This is a genomic window from Kitasatospora sp. NPDC004799 (genome assembly GCF_040609095.1).
In the GTDB taxonomy this organism is placed as follows: domain Bacteria; phylum Actinomycetota; class Actinomycetes; order Streptomycetales; family Streptomycetaceae; genus Kitasatospora.
On the sequence record NZ_JBEXJK010000117.1, the window covers coordinates 1 to 20,840 of the forward strand.

The window sequence follows — 20,840 nt, forward strand, 5'->3', positions numbered from 1 at the left end:
GCCGGCCCGCCCGTCCCCGGGGCGGCCCGGCCGGGCCGGGGTCTCGTTCGGGTGAACGCCGGGAGGGTCGCCGCAGAACACGGGATGACCCTTCGAAAAGCCGGTGCCGCTGTCAGTGGCGCGTGGCAGGCTTCCCGGTATGACGGCGTGGACCCTCAACGACATCGAACGTGCGATCCGCTCCTCCTGGGGTGTCGACACCTGTGCGCCCGAGGATCTGGCCCACTGGCGTCCCGACAATCCCGCCCGCGGCCAGTGCGGGGTGACGGCGATGGTGGTGCACGACCTGCTCGGCGGCGAGCTCATGATGGGCGAGGTGTACGTCGACGGCGTGCGGACGGACCTCCACTGGTGGAACCGTTTCGCCACCGGCTTCGAGATCGACCTCACCCGCGAGCAGTTCGGGCCGGACGAGCTGGTCGGCCCCGGCCGCCCGGTCGCCCGCCCGGCCCGCCCCGGCCGGCTCCAGGCCCAGTACGAGCTGCTGCGCGGCCGGGTGGTCGCCGAGTTGGAGCGCGGTGCGGCCGCCGACCGCGCCCGGAGGCCGGCCCGCGCCTGCGCGTGAGCCGCGCCCGGCTGCGCCGACCGGTCCGCCCCCGGCCGTGCGGACCGGTTTCCACCGCCGGTCCGCACACCTCCTGACGTACAGTCGGCCGCACACGAGCGGTGGCGACGAGGGGAACGGGCGGATGACCGGGCGGACGATCGGCTTCGTGGGGCTGGGTGCGATGGGGCGCGGCATGGCCGGCAGCCTGCTGCGGGCCGGCCACACCGTACGGGTCTGGAACCGCTCGCCCGAGCCGGTGGCCGCCATGGTGGCCGAGGGCGCGGAGGCGGCCGGCTCGCTCGCCGAGGTGTTCGCCGCCGACACGGTGGTGTCCATGCTCGCCAACGACACGGCCGTCGAGCAGCTGCTGCTCGACCCCGCGCTGCTGGCCGGCGCCGCGGCGACCCTGCACGTCAACATGGCCACCGTCTCGCTCGCCCTGGCCGAGCGGGCCGAGGCGCTGCACGCCGAGCACGGCATCGGCTACGTCGCCGCCCCCGTCCTCGGCCGGCCGCCGGTCGCGGCGTCGGGGCGGCTGAACATCCTGGCCGCGGGCGCGCCCGAGCTGCTGGAGCGGGCCGAGCCGCTGTTCGCCGCGCTGGGCGAGCGCACCTGGCACTTCGGCGAGAGCCCCCGGCAGGCCAACACGGCCAAGATCAGCACCAACTTCCTGATCGCCTGCGCGATCGAGTCGACGGCCGAGGCGTGCAGCCTCGCCGAGGCCAACGGCGTCCGGCCGACCGACCTGGTCGAGATGCTCACCGGCACGCTCTTCCCCGGGCCGATCCACGCCGGCTACGGCTGGATGGTGGCCGAGCGCCGCTACGAGCCGGCCGGGTTCCGGCTGCCGCTCGGGCTCAAGGACGTCGGCCTCGCCCTGGAGGCGGGCGCCGCGCGCAACGTCCCGCTGCCGTTCGGCAGCGTCCTGCGGGACGCCTTCCTGGACGCGCTGGCCCACGGGGACGGGGACAAGGACTGGGCGGCCGTCGCCGCCGTCGCCCGCCGCCGGGCCGGACTGCCGGACTGACCGCCGGCCCCGGCCGCCCCCGGGCGTGGCGCGGGCGTGGAATAGACCGGCGTTCGACGGCGGTTCACCCCTGCGTTCGCACCACACGTACGACGGGGGAGTCCTGATGGTCGATCAGTCGAGCGGTGCCGAGGCGCCGCGCCGCTTCCTGTTCCTCGACGCCAGCGCGCGCACCGACGGCAACTCGGCCCGCCTGGCCCGGCTGGCCGCCGAGTCGAGCCTGCCGGCCGGCGCCGAGCAGCGCTGGCTGCGGCTGGACGAGCACCCGCTGCCGCCTTTCCGGGACCTGCGGCACACCGGCGACGGCCGCTACCCCGAGCCGGTCGGCCACGAGCGGACGCTGCTGGACGCCACCCTGGCCGCCACCGACCTGGTGTTCGTCGCGCCGCTGTACTGGTACTCGCTGCCGACCAGCGCCAAGCTCTACCTCGACCACTGGTCGGCCTGGTTCCGGGTGCCCGGGGTGGACTTCCGCGCGGGGATGCGCGGCGGCACCGTCTGGGGCGTCACCGCCCTCGCCACCGAGGACGACAAGGCCGAGCCGCTGATCGGCACCCTCCGGCTGACCGCCGAGTACATGGGAATGCGCTGGGGCGGGGTGCTGCTCGGCAACGGCACCCGCCCGGGCGACGTGCTGGCCGACGAGCGGGCGCTGATCGCGGCCAAGTCCTTCTTCGCGGACTGATCCACCGGGGGCCGCCGCGCGCCGGACCGCCGCTCTATCCGGACGTGTACCCGTCACCCTCTGCAGGTCGTCTTCGGGGCGGAGCGAAAGCCGTATAGGTGGCCAGAGTTGGGCGATTCGGACAGGCCTCGCCCGCGTCCGGGGCGCAGCCTGCCACCCGCCTTCCGGACCGGTCCGGTCGTTCGGTACTCTCCGTCGCACTTTCAGCTTCGCGGGGGGTACGCGGCGTCTGCGGCCGCCCCCTCGCGCCCCGGGCCTCGCCCGGACACTTCCGTGAGGTCTCCCTTGTCCATACGTCGCAGTCTTGCCCTTGCCGGAGCCGCCGCGCTCGCGTCCTCGCTCGTGCTGGCCGGCGCCCAGGGCGCCATGGCCGTCGGCATCACCGGCACCCCGTCCGCCGCCGCGTCGCCGGCCGACAAGGCGTCGCGCGCGAGCCTCGACCTCTCGCTGAACGGCGTGCCCGGCAGCTTCGTCGCCGGCGGTGACGCCCGCGACTTCACCTTCAAGGTCGACAACCGGACGAAGCACGACTTCGTCTTCATCCCGCTGCTCAAGTTCAAGAACAAGGCGGGCTCGCTCCAGGCCAAGGACCTCAAGGTCCAGTACCGGCTCCCCGGCGGCGAGTGGCAGACCGCGGTGGTCGCCCCCGACAAGAGCGGGGAGAAGAACGACTCCGTCCTGCTGATGCTCGGCACCCTCGACGCGAGCGGCAACCCGGTCGCGGACGACCTGCTCGGGGTGAACCGCGGCAAGAACGTCCCGATCAAGGTCCGGGCGTCCTTCACCGACGGCTCCCCGCTCGGCCGGGCCGGCGTCGTCCCGGTCGTTTTCGCCGCTGAACTGGACGACGCCGGCCACCAGCCGGTCGACAACGGCCACCTCAGCTGTGAGGGCGGCGTCGGCTTCGTCATCAAGGCGGCCGGCGGCAAGCCGACCCCGAAGCCCACCTCCTCGCAGACCGGCAAGCCCAGCCCGACGCCGACCCAGACGGGCAAGCCCAGCCCGACCGCGAGCGGCTCCCCGTCGGCCACCGCGACCGCCACCACGACGGCCACGCCGACGGAGAAGCCGACCGGGACGCCCACCGGGACTCCGACCGAGAAGCCCACCGAGAAGCCCACCGAGAAGCCCACCGAGCAGCCGACCACCCCGGCCACCGGCGAGCCCTCAGGCTCGGCCACCGCCCCGGCCCCGGGCGAGAGCAGCGGCGACACCTCGGGCCCGATCGACTTCCCGGTGGAGCCCCCGGTCATCACCCCGCCGCCGCTGACCCCGGCCGCCGTGGACAAGGCCAAGGCCGCCGCGGACGGCAACGACAAGGCGCTGGCCCAGACCGGTGGCGGTGACAACACCACCGCCATCGCGGCCACCGGCGGCGCCGTCCTGGTGGCCGGTGTCGGCACCCTCGTGGTGCTGCGCCGCCGCAAGTCCGCCCAGCAGGGCTGACCCGCAGCGCGCCGCCCGCAGCACGCCGACCGTGAGGCGCGCTCGTCGCGGAGCGCGTCCCCGGAGCACCCCCGTGCCGCCCGCACCGTCCCGCCGGACGGATCCGCGGGCGGCGCGGGCCGTTCTCCTCCGTCCCATAGGATGTCCGGCCGGAGGGGGCGGAACGGCGGGGAGAGGACAGGTGCGGACAGCACGCACGGCGCGGGCCACCACCGACTACGAGGCGGCGACCGGGCGGATCGCCGGACTGCCGCTGCGGCGGCACCACGTCCTGCTGACCGCCTGGACGGTGCTCTGGTTCCTCCTGGTCGAGCCCAGCGGCGGCTTCTCTTGGCACTACCTGCGCCAGGGCGAGCAGCTGCTCTTCAGCGGCCAGTCCGACGGCGGCCTGTCGCTCTACGCCCGCCACCCGGAGCTCCAGATCGGCCCGGTCAGCCTGGCCGCGGCCCGGCTCACCGCCCCGTTCGCCCCGCACACCGGCGAGCTGATCGCCGAGGCGGTGAGCGCCGGGCTGGGCCTGGTGATGCTGGTCGTGGTCGGCCGCACCGCGGCCCTGTACTACCTCGGCACCGGGACCAACCACCGACGGCTCCAGCAGCGGCTGCTGATCGCCGGGCTGGCGTTCATCCCGATGTGGGTCGAGGTCTCGGTCCGCTTCGCGCACCTGGACGACGTCCTCGCGCTGTTCTTCACCACCCTCGCCGCGCACGCCCTGGCCCGCGGCAAACCCGTTCAGGTCGCGGTCCTGCTGGCGCTGGCGGTGGACTCCAAGCCCTGGGCGATCGCCTTCGCCCCGCTGATCCTGGCGCTGCCCCGGCCCGCCTGGCTGCGCACCGCGCTCTGGTTCTGCGCCCTGGTGGCGATCGCCTGGCTGCCGTTCTACCTGGGCAACCTGGACACCATGGCGGCCGCCAAGTTCACCATCCCGAACCAGCCCGCCTCCGCGCTGCGCTGGTTCGGGGTCACCGACCCGGCCACCCCCTGGTGGGACCGCCCGACCCAGTTCGCGCTCGGCATCGGGCTCGGCTGCGCCGCCGTCTGGCGCGGCCGCTGGCCGGCCGTGGTGCTGCTGGGCGCGGACGCCCGCATCCTGCTCGACCCGAGCGTCTACACCTACTACACGGCCTCGATCCTGCTCGGCACCCTGCTCTGGGACGCGGTCGGGCAGAAGCGGCTCGTCCCGTGGTGGAGCTGGATCGCGCTGGTCGCGCTGTACGGCGGCACGCTGCTCCTGCCGTCCGACGCGGCCCGCGGCTTCGTCCGGCTGCTCTTCGTGGTGGTCTCCGCCGCGTACGTGCTGCTCTGGCCCACCCAGCGGTCCCGCCGGCGGCGGCCGGGCGCCCCCGGTGCCCCCGGCACACCCGGCTCCTCGGACTCCCCGGGCGCCCAGGGCGCCGGCGGTGGCCGCCGGGGCGGTCGGCGGCGCGAGCGGGCGCTGGCCGGCGCCCGGGCCTGAGGCCGGTCCGCGCCTGCCCCTGTCTCCGTTCCTGCGACCGTCCCCGCCCCCGCCCCCGCCCCCGTTCACCGCTTGACCCTCACGCGACGTGAGAGCCGAGGGTGGTGGTCAGCACCAGGGAGGAACTCCGATGACCAGTGAGGGCTACTCGGTCGGTGCCGTGGCGAAGATCGCCAAGGTGACCGTCCGCACCCTGCACCACTACGACGAGATCGGTCTGCTGTCCCCGGCCGGCCGTACCCGGTCCGGCTACCGCCGGTACGCGGACACCGATCTCGACCGGCTGCAGCAGATCCTCTTCTACCGCGAACTCGGGTTCCCCCTGGAGGAGATCGCGGCGATCCTGGACGACGGTTCGGTCAGCCCGACCGAACACCTCCGGCGGCAGCACCGGCTGCTCACCGACCGGATCAGTCACCTCCAGGAACTCGCCTCAGCCGTCGAACACGCCATGGAGGCACGGAGAATGGGCATTCAGCTGACCCCGGAGGAGAAGTTCGAGATCTTCGGCGAGGAGTACCAGGAGGGGTGGGAGCAGGAGGCCGAGCAGCGCTGGGGCGACACCGAGGCCTGGGCCGAGTCGCAGCGCCGCACCGGCGGCTACTCCAAGGCGGACTGGCAGCGCATCCAGGCCGAGATGACCGCGCTCAACGAGCGCCTGGCCGCGGCGGTCGCGGCCGGCGAGCCCGCCGACGGCACGGTGGCCACGGACCTCGCCGAGGAGCACCGGCAGCACATCTGCCAGAACTTCTACGACTGCACCTACACCATCCACCGCGGGCTGGCCTGCCTGTACGTCGACGACCAGCGCTGGACCGACACCTACGAGAAGATCGCGCCTGGCCTGGCCCGGTGGCTCCACGACGCCATCGTCGCCAACGCGGACCGGCGCGAGGGAAAGCGCGAGGGGAAGGGCGAGGGGAAGTAACGCGCGGAAGCGCGACGGGGACGAGGGGCGCGCTCAGGCCACCCCGCGCCCGAAGGAGCGCCGGTAGGCGGTCGGGGAGGTGCGCATCACCCGGCCGAAGTGGTGGCGGAACGTCGCGGCGCTCTCGAAGCCGACCGCCGCGGCGATCTCCTCCACCGTCCCCTCCGGCGACTCCAGCAGCGCCAGACTGGCCGCGACGCGCTGGGTGACCACCCAGCGCATCGGGCTGGTCCCGGTGCGGGCGGTGAAGTGCCGCAGGTAGGAGCGGTCCGACATCCGGGCGGCGGCGGCCAGTTGGGAGACGGTCAGCGGGGCCGACAGGTGGTCCAGCGCCCACTGCATGCTGCGGGCGATCCCGTCGTCCTCCTCCTCGACCGGGCGGACCGCCGCCTCGATGAACTGGGCCTGCCCGCCGTCCCGGTGCGGTGCCACCACGAACCGGCGGGCCACCGTGTTGGCCACCTTGGCGCCGTGGTCCCGGCGGACCAGGTGCAGGCAGAGGTCGATGCCGGCCGCGCTGCCCGCACTGGTCAGCACGTCGCCGTTGTCCACGTAGAGCACGTCCGGGTTGACCCGCACCGCCGGGTACCGCTGCTGGAGCAGCTCGGCGTACCGCCAGTGGGTGGTCGCCTCCCGGCCGTCCAGCAGCCCGGCGGCGGCCAGCGCGAAGGCGCCCGAGCAGATCGACACGATCCGGGCGCCGCGCCCGTGCGCGGTGCGCAGCGCCTCGACCAGGGCCGCGGAGACGTCGCCGCCGAACGCGTTCGGCACCCCGGGGACGACCACGGTGTCGGCGGCGGCCAGCTCGTCCAGCCCGTGCCGGGCGGTCAGCGCGAAGCCGCCCACCGCGTCCAGTTCCGTTCCGGGCCGGTCGGCGCACACCTTCAGCCCGTACCAGGGCGCCGCCAGCAGGCCGGCCAGCTCGGGCCGCGCCAGCCCGAACACCTCGACCACCACGCCGAGTTCGAACGGCGCCATGCCCGGGAAGGCGTACACCGCGACGTCGTGCACGGGCTCCGGACGCCGGCCGATGGTGACGGCCACCGGCCGTGCCCGGACGGCGGTGCCGACGGCCGCGGCCGTACCGGTTCCGGCTCCGACCGGGCCGTCGACGTTCTGCTCGGCCATGCGAACCCCCTGCTCACGGGTGGCGGAATGCCGGTGAGTGTAGCCGTCCCGGCCGGACCGGAAATTTCTTCGAACCCGCCTGCAACCTTCACCTCCGCCACACGTCCTCTGGTACGGGGGCGGAGGGAACCCGGCAGAGCGCGGCTGGAATGATCCCCCCGATCACGATCTTGATCAGGTGACCTGACGGAACGGCCGGCAGCCGTCACCGTCCCGGGGGAAAGCGGATTCGCACATGTCCATGGCCATCGGGCCGACCACCGTGCCCGCAGGGGGGCGCGGTTTCTCCATCCGAGGTGTGGTCACCGCGCTGTTCGGTGCGCAGGAGGCCGGCGAGCCGCTCGCCGCTGCCGCCACCGAGCAGGAGGCGAAGCAGCGCCGCTCCGGCTTCCGGCTGCTGCGCGGCGGCCGCAAGCCGGCCGAGGACCGGCCCACCCTGACCGACCTGTACCACGCCCACCGACTCGGCCTGGTCCGGATGGCCGTCCTGCTGGTCGACCACCAGGACCTGGCCGAGGACGTCGTCCAGGAGGCCTTCACCCAGCTCTACCAGCGCCACGGCGAGGAGCTGGACGACCTCGACAACGCGCTCGGCTACCTGCGCACCTCGGTGGTCAACGGCGCCCGCTCGATGCTGCGCCGCCGGAAGACCGCCCGCGAGTACGTGCCGCCGCACGTGGCCGACGCCCCGTCCGCCGAGGACCACGCGGTGCTCAACGACGAGCACCGCCGGGTGCTGGTGGCCCTACAGGAGTTGACCCCCCGCCAGCGCGAGGTGCTGGTGCTGCGCTACTGGTCCGACATGTCGGAGGCGCAGATAGCCGAGACCCTGGGGCTGTCCCGGGGTGCCGTGAAGTCCACCGCCAGCCGCGCACTGGACGCCTTGGAAAAGCACCTGGAGAAGGTTCGATGACCGACAAGCTCCCCCGCCGCACCGGCGGCGACGGCGACGGGCCGGCCGAGACCCCGACGGAACGGCTGCTCCGCGAGGCGATGACGGCCCGGGCCTCCCTCGTCACGGCGACCGGCCTGCGCCCGCCCGCTCCCCCGAAGAACCGGATCCGCCGGCTGCGCCCGGTGTACGCCGTCACCGTGCCGCTCGGCCTGGCCGCCGCCATGGCGCTCGGCGTGCTCACCTTCCACGGCGAGCCGGTCGCCCAGCACGAGGTGCCGCCCCCGGCCGCCACCCTGACCGCCGCGCCGAGCCCGACGCCCGAGCCGACCGGCGAGCCCAGCCCGACGGCCGCCCCCACCGACCCGGGCACCCCCACCGGCGAGGCCGAGACCGGGGCGCCGCTCGCCGAGGGCACCCCGTCCGCCAGCTCCTCCACCGCCAACCAGCCGACCGGCGCGGCGAGTTCGTCCGCCCTGCGGGGCGTCAGGTTCAAGGTCCCGGCGGGCTGGAAGGCCGTGCCGGTCGCGGCGGACCGGGTCTGCGTCCTGAGCCCGGGCGCGCCGACGGAGCCGCAGCAGGGCTGGGCGGCGGCGAAGTGCGAGCCGTACGGCGTGCTGGTCGTGGTCTACAACACCCCGGACGAGACCGACCTCGGCGGCGCCTGGCCGACGATGAACGACCTCAACGCCTCCGACGGCTGGGGCCACCAGCCGAACTGCCCGGTCTGGGGCCGGCCGTACGTCCCCGACAGCGGGTACAACGCGATCGGCGCGCCCGTGCGGACCAAGCCCACCGTGGCCGGCAAGCAGGTCGACAAGACCCAGTGGAACGTCACCTGCAAGCCCGGGGACACCTTCACCGCCCAGATCTGGGGCCTGGGTTCGGACCAGGTCTTCGTGGTGGCGAACGGGCTGAAGAGCGACTACCAGGCGGGCCTGACGTCGATCGTCGGCAGCCTGGACGTCAGCGGCCACAAGCCGCCGAGCTCGACCGTGCCGAGCGGGAAGGACATCGCCGTCACCGTCGACGGCGGCATCGGCGCCGGGCAGAAGGTGTCCACCGACGGCACCCCGGTGACGTTCACGGTGACGTACCGGAACACCGGCCAGAAGGCCTTCGACAAGGTCCAGCCGCTGGTCTACACGAAGGAGTACGCCGGGACGCCGCCGAGCGAGGTGCTCCTGATGAACAGGGGCAAGCTGGAGCGCCAGGACCGCGGCACCTGGCGGGAGATCCCGCTCTCGATGGGCGGCGGCATGGACTACGCGAGGGTGGACGAGGAGGCCTGGTTCGCGCTCGCGCCGGGCGAGTCCAAGAAGGTGACGTACCGGATGTCGCTGGACCCGGTGGACGGGCCCGGGACGATGCCGGTGGCCGTCCAGGCGACGATGCCGTACACCGGGGCCGCGCCGCTGACCGTCCTGGCCGAGGCGACCGTCCCGGTGGCGGTCGTGAAGTAGCCGTCCCAAGCGGGCCGTCGAGGCGCCGTGACCGGGGTTTCCCCTGGTCACGGCGCCTTTCGGCGTTCCGGGGGAAGGTCGGGAGAAGACCGCGGAAAATATTTCGAACCCGCCTGCAACCCCCCGGCGGGATGGACGTCTATCAGGGTGAGAGGCGGGGAGAGCGAGCCGGCGGAGCCGGGGGGGCTCGGGCCGGCTCCTCGGGGCGCGACATCAGGCGCCCGTTCTTCCGATCACCATCACCATCACTACGTGTCCTTGGGGGGACTGTCACATGAACGCGTCCGTTATCGCCCGTATTGCGAAGATTGTCCCGCTGGCCGTCGTCGCCGCCGTCGGTGTCGCCGCCTGCGGCCCGACGAACGGCGGGGCCTCCGTCGCCGCCTCCGCTCCGACCGTCACCTCTTCGGCCACCCCCGGCGCGGGTGCCGTCCCGACCGCCCCCGCCCCGGCCGCGCCGACCACCGAGGCCGCGCCGGCCGCCGGCACCCCCGCTCCGGCGGCCCCGGCGGCCCCCGCGGCCGCGGTCGCCAAGACCGACGTCAAGACCGAGGTCAAGGCCGCCGCGAAGGCCGCGGCCAAGCCGGCGGCCAAGCCCGCGGCGCCGAAGCCCGCCCCCGCCACGTCCGGTGGCAGCGGCATCGGCATCACCTTCGACGGCCTGAAGGAGGGCGGGCAGATCGAGCTGAACGACCTGGTCTCCTTCTCCGTCACCTGGAAGAACAACGACGCCGCCGGCACCCGCAGCGTGGCCCCGGTGGTGGCGACCCAGCAGTACGCGGGCGCCCCCTGCGCACGGGTGTTCGGGAGCGCGGAGGGCACCCTGGAGCGCAAGGACGCCTCGGGCTGGAAGCAGCTGGACCACCTCAGCCAGGGCTCCGGGATGGACTACGTGATCAACCGGAACGACGGGGCCTTCACGCTGGCCGCCGGTGAGAGCCGGACCATCGAGTACCGGATGCGGCTGTCCACGGCCAACCGTCCGGGGCGGATCGCGATCGAGGCGGACGCGCCGGTGCCGAACTCCGCGGACTACCAGGGCATGGCCAAGGCCGTGCTGAACGCCTCGGTCGTCGACCACCAGGGCCCGGAGGTGACCGGCGTGACGACGTCGAGCCTCGAGGTCGGGACGACCCCCGCCGGGTTCGGCTTCGTGGTCGAGGCGCCGCGGGGCACCGCGGACCTGCACCCCGTGGTGGGCGTGTCGAGCGCCGGGTGGCTGACCCCGGAGGACGTCACGCTGGAGGTCATGGCCGGCGGCGTGTGGAAGCCGGTCGAGCTGCGCGAGGACTGCGACGGGCTGACCGCCGTCGCCCCGACCGGGCTGGAGGTCAACCGCTGGGGCGACTCGGTCGAGTACGCCTTCCGGATCGCCATGAAGAAGGCCCCGCAGTACCCCGTGGAGGTCGAGGTGGGCGCCCAGGCGAACGGCCACCAGGCCGCCCGCTGGAACCCCTTCGACCCCCAGGGCCGCCGGTGACGCTCCCCGCACCAGAGCCGAAGGGCCCGGCCTCCCACTGCTCGGGAGGCCGGGCCCTTCACCGTGTCCGGTGCGCGGCGGCTCAGGCGAGCGAGGCCATCCAGGCCTCGACGTCCTCGGCGCTGCGGGGCAGGCCGGCCGAGAGGTTCTCGTTGCCGTCGGCGGTGACCAGGATGTCGTCCTCGATCCGGACGCCGATGCCGCGGTACTCCTCCGGCACGGTCAGGTCGTCCTGCTGGAAGTACAGGCCGGGCTCGACGGTCAGCACCATGCCGGGCACCAGCAGCGCGTCGACGTGCTCCTCGCGGCGCGAGTGGGCGCAGTCGTGGACGTCCAGGCCGAGCATGTGGCCGGTGCCGTGCAGGGTCCAGCGGCGCTGGAGGCCGAGCTCCAGGACCTTCTCGACGTCGTACACCGAGGCGTCCAGCAGGCCCCAGGCGAGCAGCCGCTCGGCGAGGACGCGCTGCGAGGCCTCGTGGAAGTCGCGGAACCGGGCGCCGGGCTTCACCGCGGCGATGCCGGCCTCCTGGGCGTCGTAGACCGCGTCGTAGATCCGGCGCTGCAGCTCGGTGAACCGGCCGTTGATCGGCAGGCTGCGGGTGACGTCGGCGGTGTAGAGCGTGCTGGTCTCCACGCCGGCGTCCAGCAGCAGCAGCTCGCCCGGGCGCACGTCGCCGTCGTTGCGCACCCAGTGCAGGGTGGTGGCGTGCGGGCCGGCCGCGGCGATGGTGCCGTAGCCGACGTCGTTGCCCTCGACCCGGGCGCGGCGCCAGAAGGTGCCCTCGATCCAGCGCTCCGAGGTGGCGACGGCCTGGCCCAGCTCGCGGACCACGTCGGTGAAGCCCTTGACGGTGGCGTCGCAGGCGGCGCGCAGCTCGCCGATCTCCCACTCGTCCTTGACCAGCCGCAGGCCGCTCAGGAACTCCTTGAACCCGGCGTCCTTGTCCTCGTCCAGGGCGTCGGCGAGCGCGGCCTCCAGGCCGGCGTCGTAGCCGCGGACGATCCGGGTCGGCACGGCGCCGTCGGCGGCCTTCGCGGCCAGCTCCTCGGCGGCCTTGCGCACGTCCCGGGCGGGCAGGCCGAGCAGCTGCTCCTGCTCGCTCAGGCTGTACCGGCGGCCGACCCACAGCTCGCCGTAGCCGTCCAGCCAGAACTCGCCGTTCTCGCGGTCGGAGCGGGGCAGCAGGTAGAGCGTGAACTCGTGGCCGGCCGCGCCGGTCGGCTCGCCGACCAGCACCGCGTCCTCGGTCCGGTCACCGGTGAGGTGGACGTACTCGCTGGAGGCGCGGAACGCGTAGTCGGTGTCGTTGGAGCGGACCCGCAGGTTGCCGGCCGGGACGACCAGGCGCTCGCCGGGGAAGGCGGCGGACAGCGCGGCGCGGCGCTCGGCCGCGTACGGGGCCTGGGCGACGGGGGCGAGCCCGTGCAGCTCGGTGTCGGCCCAGCCGGACTTCATCGAGGCGGCCAGCTCGTCGGAGATCTCACCGTAGAGACCGTTCTTGCGGCCCTTGAACTGCTCGGGCTCCTCGCCGCCCTCGGCCTCGGGGTTCTCGGCCACCGCGGGGGTGCGGTCCTCGGTCACGTGCAACGCCTCCTTGGGGTGGTACCGCCGCCCCTCGGGGGAGGTGTCGGATCGCGACACGCGCGGGCGGCCGTGCGTCCATGGTACGGACGCCCGGCCGCCCGGTTTCCCCCAGCCTTCGGCCGGGGGGACACCCAGGGTTCGAACAGCTTCTCGATTACTCGAAGCGGGCCGCCAGCAGCATCAGGTCGTCGGTGGCCGTGCCCGCGGAGTCCGGGTCCGGGCAGACGGCCAGCAGGTGGGCGCAGAGCCGGTCCGGGTCGATCCGCACGTCGCGCGGGGCGTCGGCGGCGGCCCGGCGCAGGTTGGCCTGCCCGGCGTGCAGGGTCGGGCCGCAGCGGCGGGCCAGGCCCTCGGTGTACAGCAGCAGGGTGTCGCCGCGCTCGGCGGTGAACTCCACCCCGGGGGCCTCCCAGCAGGCCAGCATGCCGAGCGGGGCGGAGAGCGAGGTCTCCACGAACTCGGCGCCGTGCCGGCCGACCAGGACGGGCGGGCAGTGCCCGGCGCCGGCCAGGGTGATCCGGCGCTCCTCGGGCTCGACCCAGGCGTAGACGGCGGTGGCGGTGCGGGCCGGCTCGGTGGTCTTGAGCAGCAGCTCCAGGTCCCCCAGGACGGAGACCGGGTCCTCGCCCTCCAGCACCGCGTACGCCCGCAGCGCCGCCCGGACCCGGCCCATCGCGGCGGCCGCGCCGGGGGCGGAGCCGGGGCCCGCGCCCGGGCCGTCGCCGGAGACGGAGCCGACGGTGAGGCCGATGGTGCCGTCCGGCAGCGGGATCGCGTCGTACCAGTCGCTGCCGCAGGAGCGCTCCAGGCCGGCCGGGACGAGCCGGGCGGCCAGCCGCAGCCCGGCGGCCTGGGGGAGCCGGTCCGGCAGCAGGCCGCGGCGCAGCGCCTCGGTGGTGCGCGCGATCCGGTCGGCCTCCAGCTGCTTGGCGAGCAGCGGGGCGGCGATCTCGCAGTAGTGGCGGGCCAGTTCGCGCCGGCACGCGGTCGGTTCGGCGGGCTCGTCGTAGAACCAGAGGGCGGCGGCGAGCGGGCCGTCCTCGGCGGTGGCCAGCGGCAGGCCGTAGGCGCCGCCGAGGCCGAGGTGGACGGCGAGTTCGCGCATCCGGGCGCCGGTGGCCGGGTCCCCGGCGAGGTCCCGGGAGTGCAGCTGCGCGGGGCGGTCCCGGTCGCGCAGCAGCCGGGCCAGCATGCTCTGCTCGGTCGGGACGGTCTCCAGGGCGCCGAGGCTGGCGCGGTCGAGGCCGAAGCCGACCGGCTGTCCGGGCCCGCCGCCGGGCCGCCTGGTGACCAGCACGCCGCGCCGGGCGCCGAGCAGCGCGGCGCCGGAGGCCAGCACGGTGTCCAGGGTGGCGTCCAGCCCGCGGGCGCGGGCGAGCCGCTCGGTGTGCTCGTGCAGGGTGGTGATATCGGACAGGCGTCCGGCCAAACGGTCCTGCACCGCGCCGGACGGCGTCGTACGGCCGTCCGCCGTGCCGTCCAGGGTGCCGACCGGGCCGGGCAGGTCCGGCAGGTCGAGGACGGTGAGCCCGCCGGCGCAGCCGGGTTCGCCCGGCTCGGCGGTCGTCGCCGGCGGGAGGGCCGCCGACGGGTGGGACTCGTTCATGCCGTCACTCCTGACGCGGTGCTACGTGCCATGCGAAACCCCCAGGTACGGCCAATGTGGAGCGAGCACGGCCAAAGGGCGTGTTTCGCCTCGATTCGCTACTACTCGTCATTGATCGACAGCAATGCCACCACTTCTACACAGGCCATTCGGGGCATGTCCAGATCCAGGACGACGCGGTTGCCGGTTCCCCGCCGATCGCGCCCGGTCGGGGGCGCGCGGGGTCCGTGCACGCGCCGGCCCGGCCGGAGGCATGGAGCGGGCCGCGAACGGGCAGAACCGGGAGGACGGACCGGGCGGCCGTCCGGATCGTATGTCCGTGCCGCCCGCGAGCCGCGCTGGCCGGAACTCTCTCACTCGTACGGTGGAACCAAGCGCGCCCGGGCGGCGTCCATCCGGTCGCGTACGGGATTCTCGTTCCAAGGGCTGTGCCGGTGCTCGGCCCTTTCATGTCGTGCTCCACACCTGCTCCACGTCGTAGCCGCGCCGCCCGTCCCGCCGCCCCGCGCCCCGCCTCGCGCCGCCCGGGGCCCCGCCGCGGCGGGCCCGCGCGGAGGATCCCGACGGACGCCGGCGGAGCCGGAGCGAACCGAGCGGTCAGGGAAAGGAACGAGCGCCATGCGTGAGAACCCGAAGGGCCGGCCGGAGGAGCGTTCCGCCCGGCTGGCCGCGGCCCTGGCGGCCGCCGTCGACCACCGCTGGCCCGTGGTGCCGGGCGCCGTGCTGCGCGACGGCCGCTGCTCCTGCGGCGACCTGGACTGCACCGTCCCCGGCGCGCACCCGCACGACCCCTCGCTGCTGGCCGCCACCACGGACGCCCGGATGGTGCGCTGGTGGTGGGAGCGGCAGAGCCCGGACGCGCCGGTGCTGGCCGCCACCGGCTCCACGGTCTCGGCGGTCAGCCTGCCCGCGGCGGCCGGCGCCCGCGCGCTGGTCTACCTGGGCGCGCTGCGGCTGCCGCTCGGGCCGGTGCTGGCGATGCCGGGCCGCTACGCGCTGCTGGTGGCCCCGTACTCGCTGGACGTGCTCGGCGAGATGCTCGCCCAACTCCCCTGGGTCCCCGGCTCGTTGCGCTACCACGGGGCGGGCGGCTTCCTGCCGCTGCCGCCGGGCGGCGCGGCCGGGAGGGTGCGCTGGGTGATGGCGCCGCGACCGGGCGTCGGCGGCGGGGTCTGGCTGCCGCAGGTCGGGCCGCTGCTGGGGGAGTTGGTGGAGGCGACGGTCCGGCTGGACAGCGGACGCTCGGCCTACTGAGGACCGCCGGGGCCGGGCGGAGGTGTCGGGGCTGCCGTTGTCGGCGCTCCGAGGCGCTCCGCGGCGCTTCGAGGCGCTCCGCGGGGGTCTTCGCCAGGGCCTTCGTCGAGGCGCCCCGGAAAAACAAAAGATCCGACCGCTGGCGACGGGGGATGCACCAGCGGCCGGACTCTTTAGACAGTAACAAGGATCCGCGCTCGCGCCAATTTCCAAGACGCCCTCCACGCCCGGAAATTGCGCGTTCACCGCGACAATGTGACGCGTATCACGCGGATCCCGCGCGCTTTAGTTCAAGGTGACCTGACGGTTCACCAGGTTCGCGCGGGCGCGCCGCTCTTCGGCGGTCAGCGGGGTCCCGTCGGCGAGCACCGCGGCGAGCCGCTCGGCGAACTCGGCGGCCGGCTTCTCGCAGTCGGCGGCGGTCATCGCGAGCGGCAGGTCCCACACCGGGACGGTCAGGCCGTGCGCGCGGAAGGAGCCGACCAGGCGGGTGTCCGCGCCGAGCGAGGCCTCGCCGGCCGCGTTCAGCCGGGCCAGCGCGTCCAGCAGCCGCTCCTCGGGCACGGTCATCACCCAGCGCAGGTGGTTCTTGTCCGGGGTGCCGCACCAGTAGGCGGAGTCCACGCCGGTGAGCTTCTCGGTCGGGATGGCCGAGGCGTTGGCACGCTCCAGGGAGGCGGCGACCTCACCGGTGGCGGCCTCGGCGTCCTCCAGCCAGAACTCGAAGCCGGTGTGCACGGTGGGCGTGAACGCGGCGGTGGTGTCCAGCAGGTCCTGCAGGCGGCGCCCGCCCGGGACGGTCCGGCGGGCCGGCACCGGGCTGCCCGGCTCGGTGGCCAGGGCCAGCTCCAGGGCGTCCGCGAGGTCGCGGCTGAGGTCGCCGGAGCCGGACTGGGTCTGCAGGCCGAGCAGGATCGAGCCGTCCTCGCGGCGCAGGGCCGGCCAGGCCAGCGGCAGCACGGTGGCCAGGGTCACCGACGGGACGTCACCGGTCGCGCCCTCGGCCACCCCGGCGGCCAGCGTCAGCGGCACCGTGGCGGCGGGCACCAGCTCGCGCAGCGCCACCCAGTCGGCCTCGCCCGGCAGGCCCTCGAACGGGCGGTGCACCAGCTCCTGCACCGCGTGCGAGGCCTCCCGGCCGTGACACGCCTTGTACCGGCGGCCCGAGCCGCAGGGGCAGTCCTCGCGGGCCCCGACCACGGGGATCTCGCCCGTGACGGCGGGGGTGGACTGGCGCTGCGGCGCCTTCTTGGCGGCCTTCTTGCCCATGCTGCGGCTCTCCCGGGAACGGTGGTCCTGTGTTCCCGGGAAGCCTAACGACACATTCCCCGAGCCCGGCTCACGCGCTACGGGCATCGCCCCCGGTGCGCCGGGCGTGCCGGGCCCGGGCGGGCAGCGCCGCCCAGACCGTGACCTCGCCGGGGGCGTCGCGCACGCCCCAGTCACTGGCCAGTTGGTCGACGATGCTCAGGCCGCGGCCGCCGCGCGAGGTCAGCGAGGGACTCGCGGGAAGCGGCCGGGTGGCCGCCCCGCCGTCCGTGACCTCCAGGGTGAGCACCCCGTCGGCGTGCATCTGCCAGCGGACCAGCACCCCGCCGTCCGGCTCCTCCGGGCCCTCGGCGGGCTGCCGGCCGCCCTGCGCGGAGTGCGGCCCGGACGGGACGCCGACCAGCACCTGCCCGAGCACCTCGGCCCGGGCGCTGCGGCCCAGGGCCGGCAGCGGGCCGAGCGGGCGGGCGTACCGACAGGCGTTGCTCAACAGCTCGGAGAGGATCAGAACAGCATCATCGATGACCGGTTCCGGTATCTGCCGGTCACCCAGATCTCGACGCAGCCGGCGCCGTGCGACCCCGACACTCGCTGGGCCGTGCGGCACTGCCATGGTCGATGAAGTCGGCACTTCACGCGCCACCATCAACGCCACCCCCGGACCTCCTTCAGCGTATGCCGAGGGAGAGATGCCCCTTGGTAATGCGTCGGAAACGAGCACCGGACGATCCCGCGCGCCCATTTCGAGTGCGACGACCGACGGTCGACCTCAGGTCATTCCACGCTCACCCTCCGTCGCCCGGGTGCGAGAATTCCGGCAATTTCGCGCGAGGAAGGTTTGACTGCCGACCAGAGTGATCGGATCTCCGGGGTACGGCGATCGGTGCGTCGGCGGATCACCGGCCGAGCTGCGCCAGCACCTCCGCGGGCCGGTTGGTGATGATCGCGGACACCCCGAGCTCCAGGCAGAGCTCGACGTCGGCGGGCTCGTCCACCGTCCAGACGTGCACCTCGTGGCCCAGCTCGCGCAGCCGGGTCACCAGCTGCGGGCGGGCCCGCACCAGCTCGATGCCCGGGCCGGCGATCCGCGCCCCGCCCGGCAGCGGCGAGCCGGGGCGCAGCCGTCCGAGCAGCGGCAGGGTCCGCTCGAACAGGAAGACCCGCCGGTACTGCGGTGCGGCGGCGGCCACCCGGCTCAGCGCGATTGAGGAGAAGCTCATGATCCGGGCGGACGGGCGGTCGCCGTCCCGGGTCGCGCCGATCTTGAACCGCTCCAGCGTCCGCAGCAGCTCGGCCTCCACCCGGCCGCGGAAGCGCACCGGGTGCTTGGTCTCGATCGCCAGGTCCACCGGGCGGCCGCACTCCACCACCAGCTCCAGCAGCCGCTCCAGCCGCAGCACGCCGCGCAGCTCCGGGTCGGTGCTGGGGCGGCCGGTCTTCCAGGCGCCGAAGTCGTACGCCTCCAGCTCGGCGAGGGTCATGGCCGAGACGGTGCCCCGGCCGTTGGAGACCCGGCCGATCCGGCGGTCGTGCACGCAGACCAGCGCGCCGTCCGCGGTGACCCGGACGTCGCACTCCAGCGCGTCCGCGCCCTCGTCGAGCGCGCGCCGGTAGGCCGCGAGGGTGTGCTCGGGCAGGGCGTGGGAGGAACCGCGGTGGGCGATCACCTGGACGTGCGGCACGGTGCGGGCCGGGGTCGAGGACAGGTCTGGGCTGGTCACAGGCCCAACGATAGGTGGCGCAGGTGAAGCGCGGACGAAGACGGTGCCAACCTGTGGGGCCGTCTTCGTCCGCGCGTCGTCGGTTCGGGTTCCGGGTCCGGTTCGGGTCCGGTTCGGGTTCCTAGGCCCGGACGGCGCGGCGGCCGAGCGGGGTGAGCGCCCAGGTGACCAGCGCCGGCACCAGGAAGGCGAACAGCGAGGCCGAGGTCCACTCCTGCGGGGTGAAGTGCAGCGCCTCCTGGGCGGAGGTCCAGAAGTCCGTCCACCAGCCGGCCACCTTGGTCGGTGCGATGAACTGGTAGACCGCGAAGCCCAGCGCCCACGGCAGCAGCATCAGCCAGCGGGACGGCGCGTCGGCGGAGAGGTCCCAGCCGCGCCGGCCGGCGCCGAGGAAGTAGTCCACCGCGAGCACCGCCAGCAGCGGCACGAACACCGAGCCGATCAGGCCGAGGAAGCCGTAGTAGGTGTCGGTGAACTCGTCGATCTGCAGCGCCAGCACGGTGGTCAGCGCGCCGATCGCCCCGGAGAGCACCCGGCGGTCCACCCTCGGCAGCAGGTTCTGCACCGACATCGCGGTCGAGTACACGTTGGCGAAGGACTGGTCGGTCTCGCGCAGCACCAGCACCAGCAGGAACAGCCAGCCGGCCCAGACCCCGAGGAAGGAGTCGAAGATCCGGTTCGGGTCGCCGTCCGACTGCAGCAGTGCCATCAGGCCGAGCACGTAGCACCAGACCTGGGCGATCGTGTAGCCGGAGAAGCTGCCCCAGAACGCCGAGCGCGGGGTGCGCGAGTGCCGGGTGTAGTCGGCGGCCAGCGGCACGAAGGAGACCGACACCGCGATCATCGCGTCGGTGGCGCCCAGGAAGCCGTGCCAGTTGCCCGCGCCCGGGTCCGGCACGCCCTGGCGGCCCAGCTGGACGGTGAAGTACACCATCGCCACCGCGACCGCCCCGGCCACGAAGCGGCGCAGCACCGCGATCGAGCCCAGCGGCCAGATGGTCAGCGCGGTGGTCAGCGCGCCCGCGAGCAGGACGAACAGCCAGCGGTAGCCGGTGGTGTGCGCGACGGTCTGGGCGCCCGCCGAGATGGTCAGCAGCTCGAACACGCCCCAGCCGACGCACTGCACGATGTTCAGCACCGTCGGCAGGTACGACAGCCGGGTGCCGAACAGCCCGCGCAGGTTCGCCATCGCGGGGGCGCCGGTGCGGGCGCCGATCAGGGCGGCCACGCCGAGCATCGCGGTGCCGACCGCCGTGCCGACGGTGATCGCGGTCACCGCGGCGGCCAGCGACAGCTCGCTGCCGGGGGCGCCGAGCACGGTGGCGGCGGTGGAGAAGCCGATCAGGCTGACGCCCAGGTTCATCCAGAGCGCGAAGTGGTCCCGGAAGCGCAGCGTGCGCGGCGGCTCGGTGTCCAGGACCAGGGGCGCCTCGACGTGGTCGGGGCGCTCCAGGACGGCGGTCGCGCCCGGAGAAGAGGACGAAGAGGATGGCGAAGCAGGCGGCATGGCCGATACTCCCTACGCCGGCATTACCCGGACAGGTTCCGGCGGTCAGCGCCCCCTCGACCGGACGTCACCCGTGTGGCGTACGGTCGACATGCGCACTCTCAGCCTGGTGGGTCCAAGCTCCCGCGTGTCAGTTTGGAGCGACAGGCTAACCGGCACCGGGGCGAACGCCCAAGGCCGAGGGCGTGCGGCCCGCATCGCGGGACGCCCGGCGGGGGAGGGGAGCCTCGGCCGTCGGTACCGGTTCCGGTGCCCGGTTCGGTGCCGTTCCGGTGCCGTTCCGGTGCGGGTGTCGGTGCCGGTGTCGGTGCCGGCTAAGGATTCTTATGAGTTCTTCAGAGGGGTCCTTACGGCAAACGAATCGACAGTGCGAAAAACTATGGTCCTTGGTTCTGCCAGCTATGGAGGTCGTCCGTGAGCACCGAGCGCGAGGTTGGGCCCACCGGGCCGCAGGGGGAGCAGCCCGCAGGCCTGGGGGCGGCCGAGTCCGCTTCCGAGGGCCCCGCTCAGGGCGGGCACAAGCCGACCATGGCCTTCCGGCGGGTGCCGGAGCCGGAGGCCGCGGTTGCCGAGGGCACCGTGCCCGTCGTCGAGGAACCGCCCGTCGACGCCGTTCCGGCCGAGGGCGTTGCGGCCGGGGGCGTCCCGGCCGAGGGCGGGCACAAGCCCACCGTCGCCTTCACCAAGGTGCCCGCGCCGGAGGCCCCCGCCGCTGCGGCGCCCGCTGCGCCCGCCGTCGAGGAGCCGACCGTCGACCCGGTCACCGGCTACCTCGACGCGCCGCCGCCGGTCCTGCCGCCCGCCCCGCAGCCCCCGGCGGCCCCGGCCCCGGCCCCGGCCGCCGCC

The 20,840-nt window shown here is 74.3% G+C and carries 17 protein-coding genes, 1 pseudogene and 1 riboswitch; of the genes and pseudogenes, 11 read left to right on the top strand and 7 right to left on the bottom strand.

Annotated features, from left to right (window positions below; all coding sequences use genetic code 11):
- Positions 1-139: 139 nt before the first annotated feature.
- From ABZW03_RS17265 to ABZW03_RS17290, 6 genes are all read left to right on the top strand, one after another.
- Positions 140-565, top strand: coding sequence for a hypothetical protein (locus ABZW03_RS17265; protein ID WP_355258221.1), 426 nt, complete (start codon positions 140-142; stop codon positions 563-565).
- Positions 566-689: 124 nt separating this feature from the next.
- On the top strand, positions 690-1,574 hold the full coding sequence (locus tag ABZW03_RS17270; protein WP_355258224.1) for an NAD(P)-dependent oxidoreductase: 885 nt from the start codon (positions 690-692) through the stop codon (positions 1,572-1,574).
- A 106-nt stretch (positions 1,575-1,680) separates the two neighbouring features.
- Complete coding sequence (locus ABZW03_RS17275; RefSeq protein ID WP_355258227.1) at positions 1,681-2,259, top strand: NAD(P)H-dependent oxidoreductase; 579 nt, start codon at positions 1,681-1,683, stop codon at positions 2,257-2,259.
- A gap of 285 nt (positions 2,260-2,544) precedes the next feature.
- Positions 2,545-3,705: an LPXTG cell wall anchor domain-containing protein gene (locus tag ABZW03_RS17280; RefSeq protein WP_355258230.1), complete on the top strand. Its 1,161-nt coding sequence runs from the start codon at positions 2,545-2,547 to the stop codon at positions 3,703-3,705.
- Positions 3,706-3,952: 247 nt separating this feature from the next.
- Positions 3,953-5,161 (top strand): hypothetical protein, encoded by a 1,209-nt coding sequence (locus ABZW03_RS17285; protein ID WP_355258266.1) that lies wholly within the window; start codon positions 3,953-3,955, stop codon positions 5,159-5,161.
- Positions 5,162-5,291: 130 nt separating this feature from the next.
- Positions 5,292-6,089, top strand: a complete 798-nt coding sequence (locus ABZW03_RS17290) for a MerR family transcriptional regulator (RefSeq protein ID WP_355258233.1) — start codon at positions 5,292-5,294, stop codon at positions 6,087-6,089.
- Positions 6,090-6,122: 33 nt separating this feature from the next.
- Here the strand turns inward: ABZW03_RS17290 and ABZW03_RS17295 are convergent, their stop codons facing one another.
- Entirely contained in the window at positions 6,123-7,217 is a 1,095-nt protein-coding gene (locus ABZW03_RS17295) for a helix-turn-helix domain-containing protein (protein WP_355258236.1), read from the bottom strand.
- A 235-nt stretch (positions 7,218-7,452) separates the two neighbouring features.
- Between ABZW03_RS17295 and ABZW03_RS17300 the strand changes: the two genes are divergently transcribed.
- From ABZW03_RS17300 to ABZW03_RS17310, 3 genes are all read left to right on the top strand, one after another.
- Positions 7,453-8,130 (top strand): SigE family RNA polymerase sigma factor, encoded by a 678-nt coding sequence (locus ABZW03_RS17300; protein WP_355258239.1) that lies wholly within the window; start codon positions 7,453-7,455, stop codon positions 8,128-8,130.
- Entirely contained in the window at positions 8,127-9,572 is a 1,446-nt protein-coding gene (locus tag ABZW03_RS17305) for a hypothetical protein (RefSeq protein ID WP_355258241.1), read from the top strand. Before ABZW03_RS17300 ends, ABZW03_RS17305 begins: the two co-directional genes overlap by 4 nt.
- A 274-nt stretch (positions 9,573-9,846) precedes the next feature.
- A complete protein-coding gene (locus ABZW03_RS17310; RefSeq protein ID WP_355258244.1) occupies positions 9,847-11,052 on the top strand; it encodes a hypothetical protein in 1,206 nt (401 codons plus the stop codon).
- Positions 11,053-11,134: 82 nt separating this feature from the next.
- On the opposite strand, the gene ABZW03_RS17315 is transcribed toward ABZW03_RS17310, so the two are convergent.
- Together ABZW03_RS17315 and ABZW03_RS17320 are read right to left on the bottom strand one after the other, a co-directional pair.
- Positions 11,135-12,634, bottom strand: a complete 1,500-nt coding sequence (locus ABZW03_RS17315; RefSeq protein ID WP_355258247.1) for an aminopeptidase P family protein — start codon at positions 12,632-12,634, stop codon at positions 11,135-11,137.
- Between the two features lie 157 nt (positions 12,635-12,791).
- The gene (locus tag ABZW03_RS17320; protein WP_355258250.1) at positions 12,792-14,243 is read right to left on the bottom strand and encodes a PP2C family protein-serine/threonine phosphatase; all 1,452 of its coding nucleotides are present in this window, start codon (positions 14,241-14,243) and stop codon (positions 12,792-12,794) included.
- A gap of 618 nt (positions 14,244-14,861) precedes the next feature.
- On the opposite strand from ABZW03_RS17320, the gene ABZW03_RS17325 reads away from it, so the two are divergent.
- Complete coding sequence (locus ABZW03_RS17325; protein ID WP_355258253.1) at positions 14,862-15,497, top strand: bifunctional DNA primase/polymerase; 636 nt, start codon at positions 14,862-14,864, stop codon at positions 15,495-15,497.
- Between the two features lie 285 nt (positions 15,498-15,782).
- On the opposite strand, the gene ABZW03_RS17330 is transcribed toward ABZW03_RS17325, so the two are convergent.
- From ABZW03_RS17330 to ABZW03_RS17345, 4 genes are all read right to left on the bottom strand, one after another.
- Positions 15,783-16,766, bottom strand: a complete 984-nt coding sequence (locus ABZW03_RS17330) for a DUF5926 family protein (protein ID WP_355258256.1) — start codon at positions 16,764-16,766, stop codon at positions 15,783-15,785.
- A 70-nt stretch (positions 16,767-16,836) separates the two neighbouring features.
- Positions 16,837-17,256: an ATP-binding protein gene (locus tag ABZW03_RS17335; protein WP_355258259.1), complete on the bottom strand. Its 420-nt coding sequence runs from the start codon at positions 17,254-17,256 to the stop codon at positions 16,837-16,839.
- Between the two features lie 406 nt (positions 17,257-17,662).
- The gene (locus ABZW03_RS17340; protein ID WP_355258261.1) at positions 17,663-18,487 is read right to left on the bottom strand and encodes a glycerophosphodiester phosphodiesterase family protein; all 825 of its coding nucleotides are present in this window, start codon (positions 18,485-18,487) and stop codon (positions 17,663-17,665) included.
- A 121-nt stretch (positions 18,488-18,608) separates the two neighbouring features.
- Complete coding sequence (locus ABZW03_RS17345; protein WP_355258264.1) at positions 18,609-19,994, bottom strand: cytosine permease; 1,386 nt, start codon at positions 19,992-19,994, stop codon at positions 18,609-18,611.
- A riboswitch (TPP riboswitch) is annotated at positions 19,987-20,131 on the bottom strand. It overlaps the preceding gene by 8 nt.
- A gap of 277 nt (positions 20,132-20,408) precedes the next feature.
- On the opposite strand from ABZW03_RS17345, the pseudogene ABZW03_RS17350 reads away from it, so the two are divergent.
- Positions 20,409-20,840 (top strand): annotated as a pseudogene (locus ABZW03_RS17350) (hypothetical protein); the annotation flags it as partial.

Coding starts and splice junctions, on each gene's coding strand:
- ABZW03_RS17265 (WP_355258221.1), top strand. CDS start 140: ATGACGGCGTGGACCCTCAACGACATCGAACGTGCGATCCGCTCCTCC.
- ABZW03_RS17275 (WP_355258227.1), top strand. CDS start 1,681: ATGGTCGATCAGTCGAGCGGTGCCGAGGCGCCGCGCCGCTTCCTGTTC.
- ABZW03_RS17305 (WP_355258241.1), top strand. CDS start 8,127: ATGACCGACAAGCTCCCCCGCCGCACCGGCGGCGACGGCGACGGGCCG.
- ABZW03_RS17300 (WP_355258239.1), top strand. CDS start 7,453: ATGTCCATGGCCATCGGGCCGACCACCGTGCCCGCAGGGGGGCGCGGT.
- ABZW03_RS17325 (WP_355258253.1), top strand. CDS start 14,862: ATGCGTGAGAACCCGAAGGGCCGGCCGGAGGAGCGTTCCGCCCGGCTG.
- ABZW03_RS17320 (WP_355258250.1), bottom strand. CDS start 14,243: ATGAACGAGTCCCACCCGTCGGCGGCCCTCCCGCCGGCGACGACCGCC.
- ABZW03_RS17270 (WP_355258224.1), top strand. CDS start 690: ATGACCGGGCGGACGATCGGCTTCGTGGGGCTGGGTGCGATGGGGCGC.
- ABZW03_RS17295 (WP_355258236.1), bottom strand. CDS start 7,217: ATGGCCGAGCAGAACGTCGACGGCCCGGTCGGAGCCGGAACCGGTACG.
- ABZW03_RS17330 (WP_355258256.1), bottom strand. CDS start 16,766: ATGGGCAAGAAGGCCGCCAAGAAGGCGCCGCAGCGCCAGTCCACCCCC.
- ABZW03_RS17290 (WP_355258233.1), top strand. CDS start 5,292: ATGACCAGTGAGGGCTACTCGGTCGGTGCCGTGGCGAAGATCGCCAAG.
- ABZW03_RS17345 (WP_355258264.1), bottom strand. CDS start 19,994: ATGCCGCCTGCTTCGCCATCCTCTTCGTCCTCTTCTCCGGGCGCGACC.
- ABZW03_RS17310 (WP_355258244.1), top strand. CDS start 9,847: ATGAACGCGTCCGTTATCGCCCGTATTGCGAAGATTGTCCCGCTGGCC.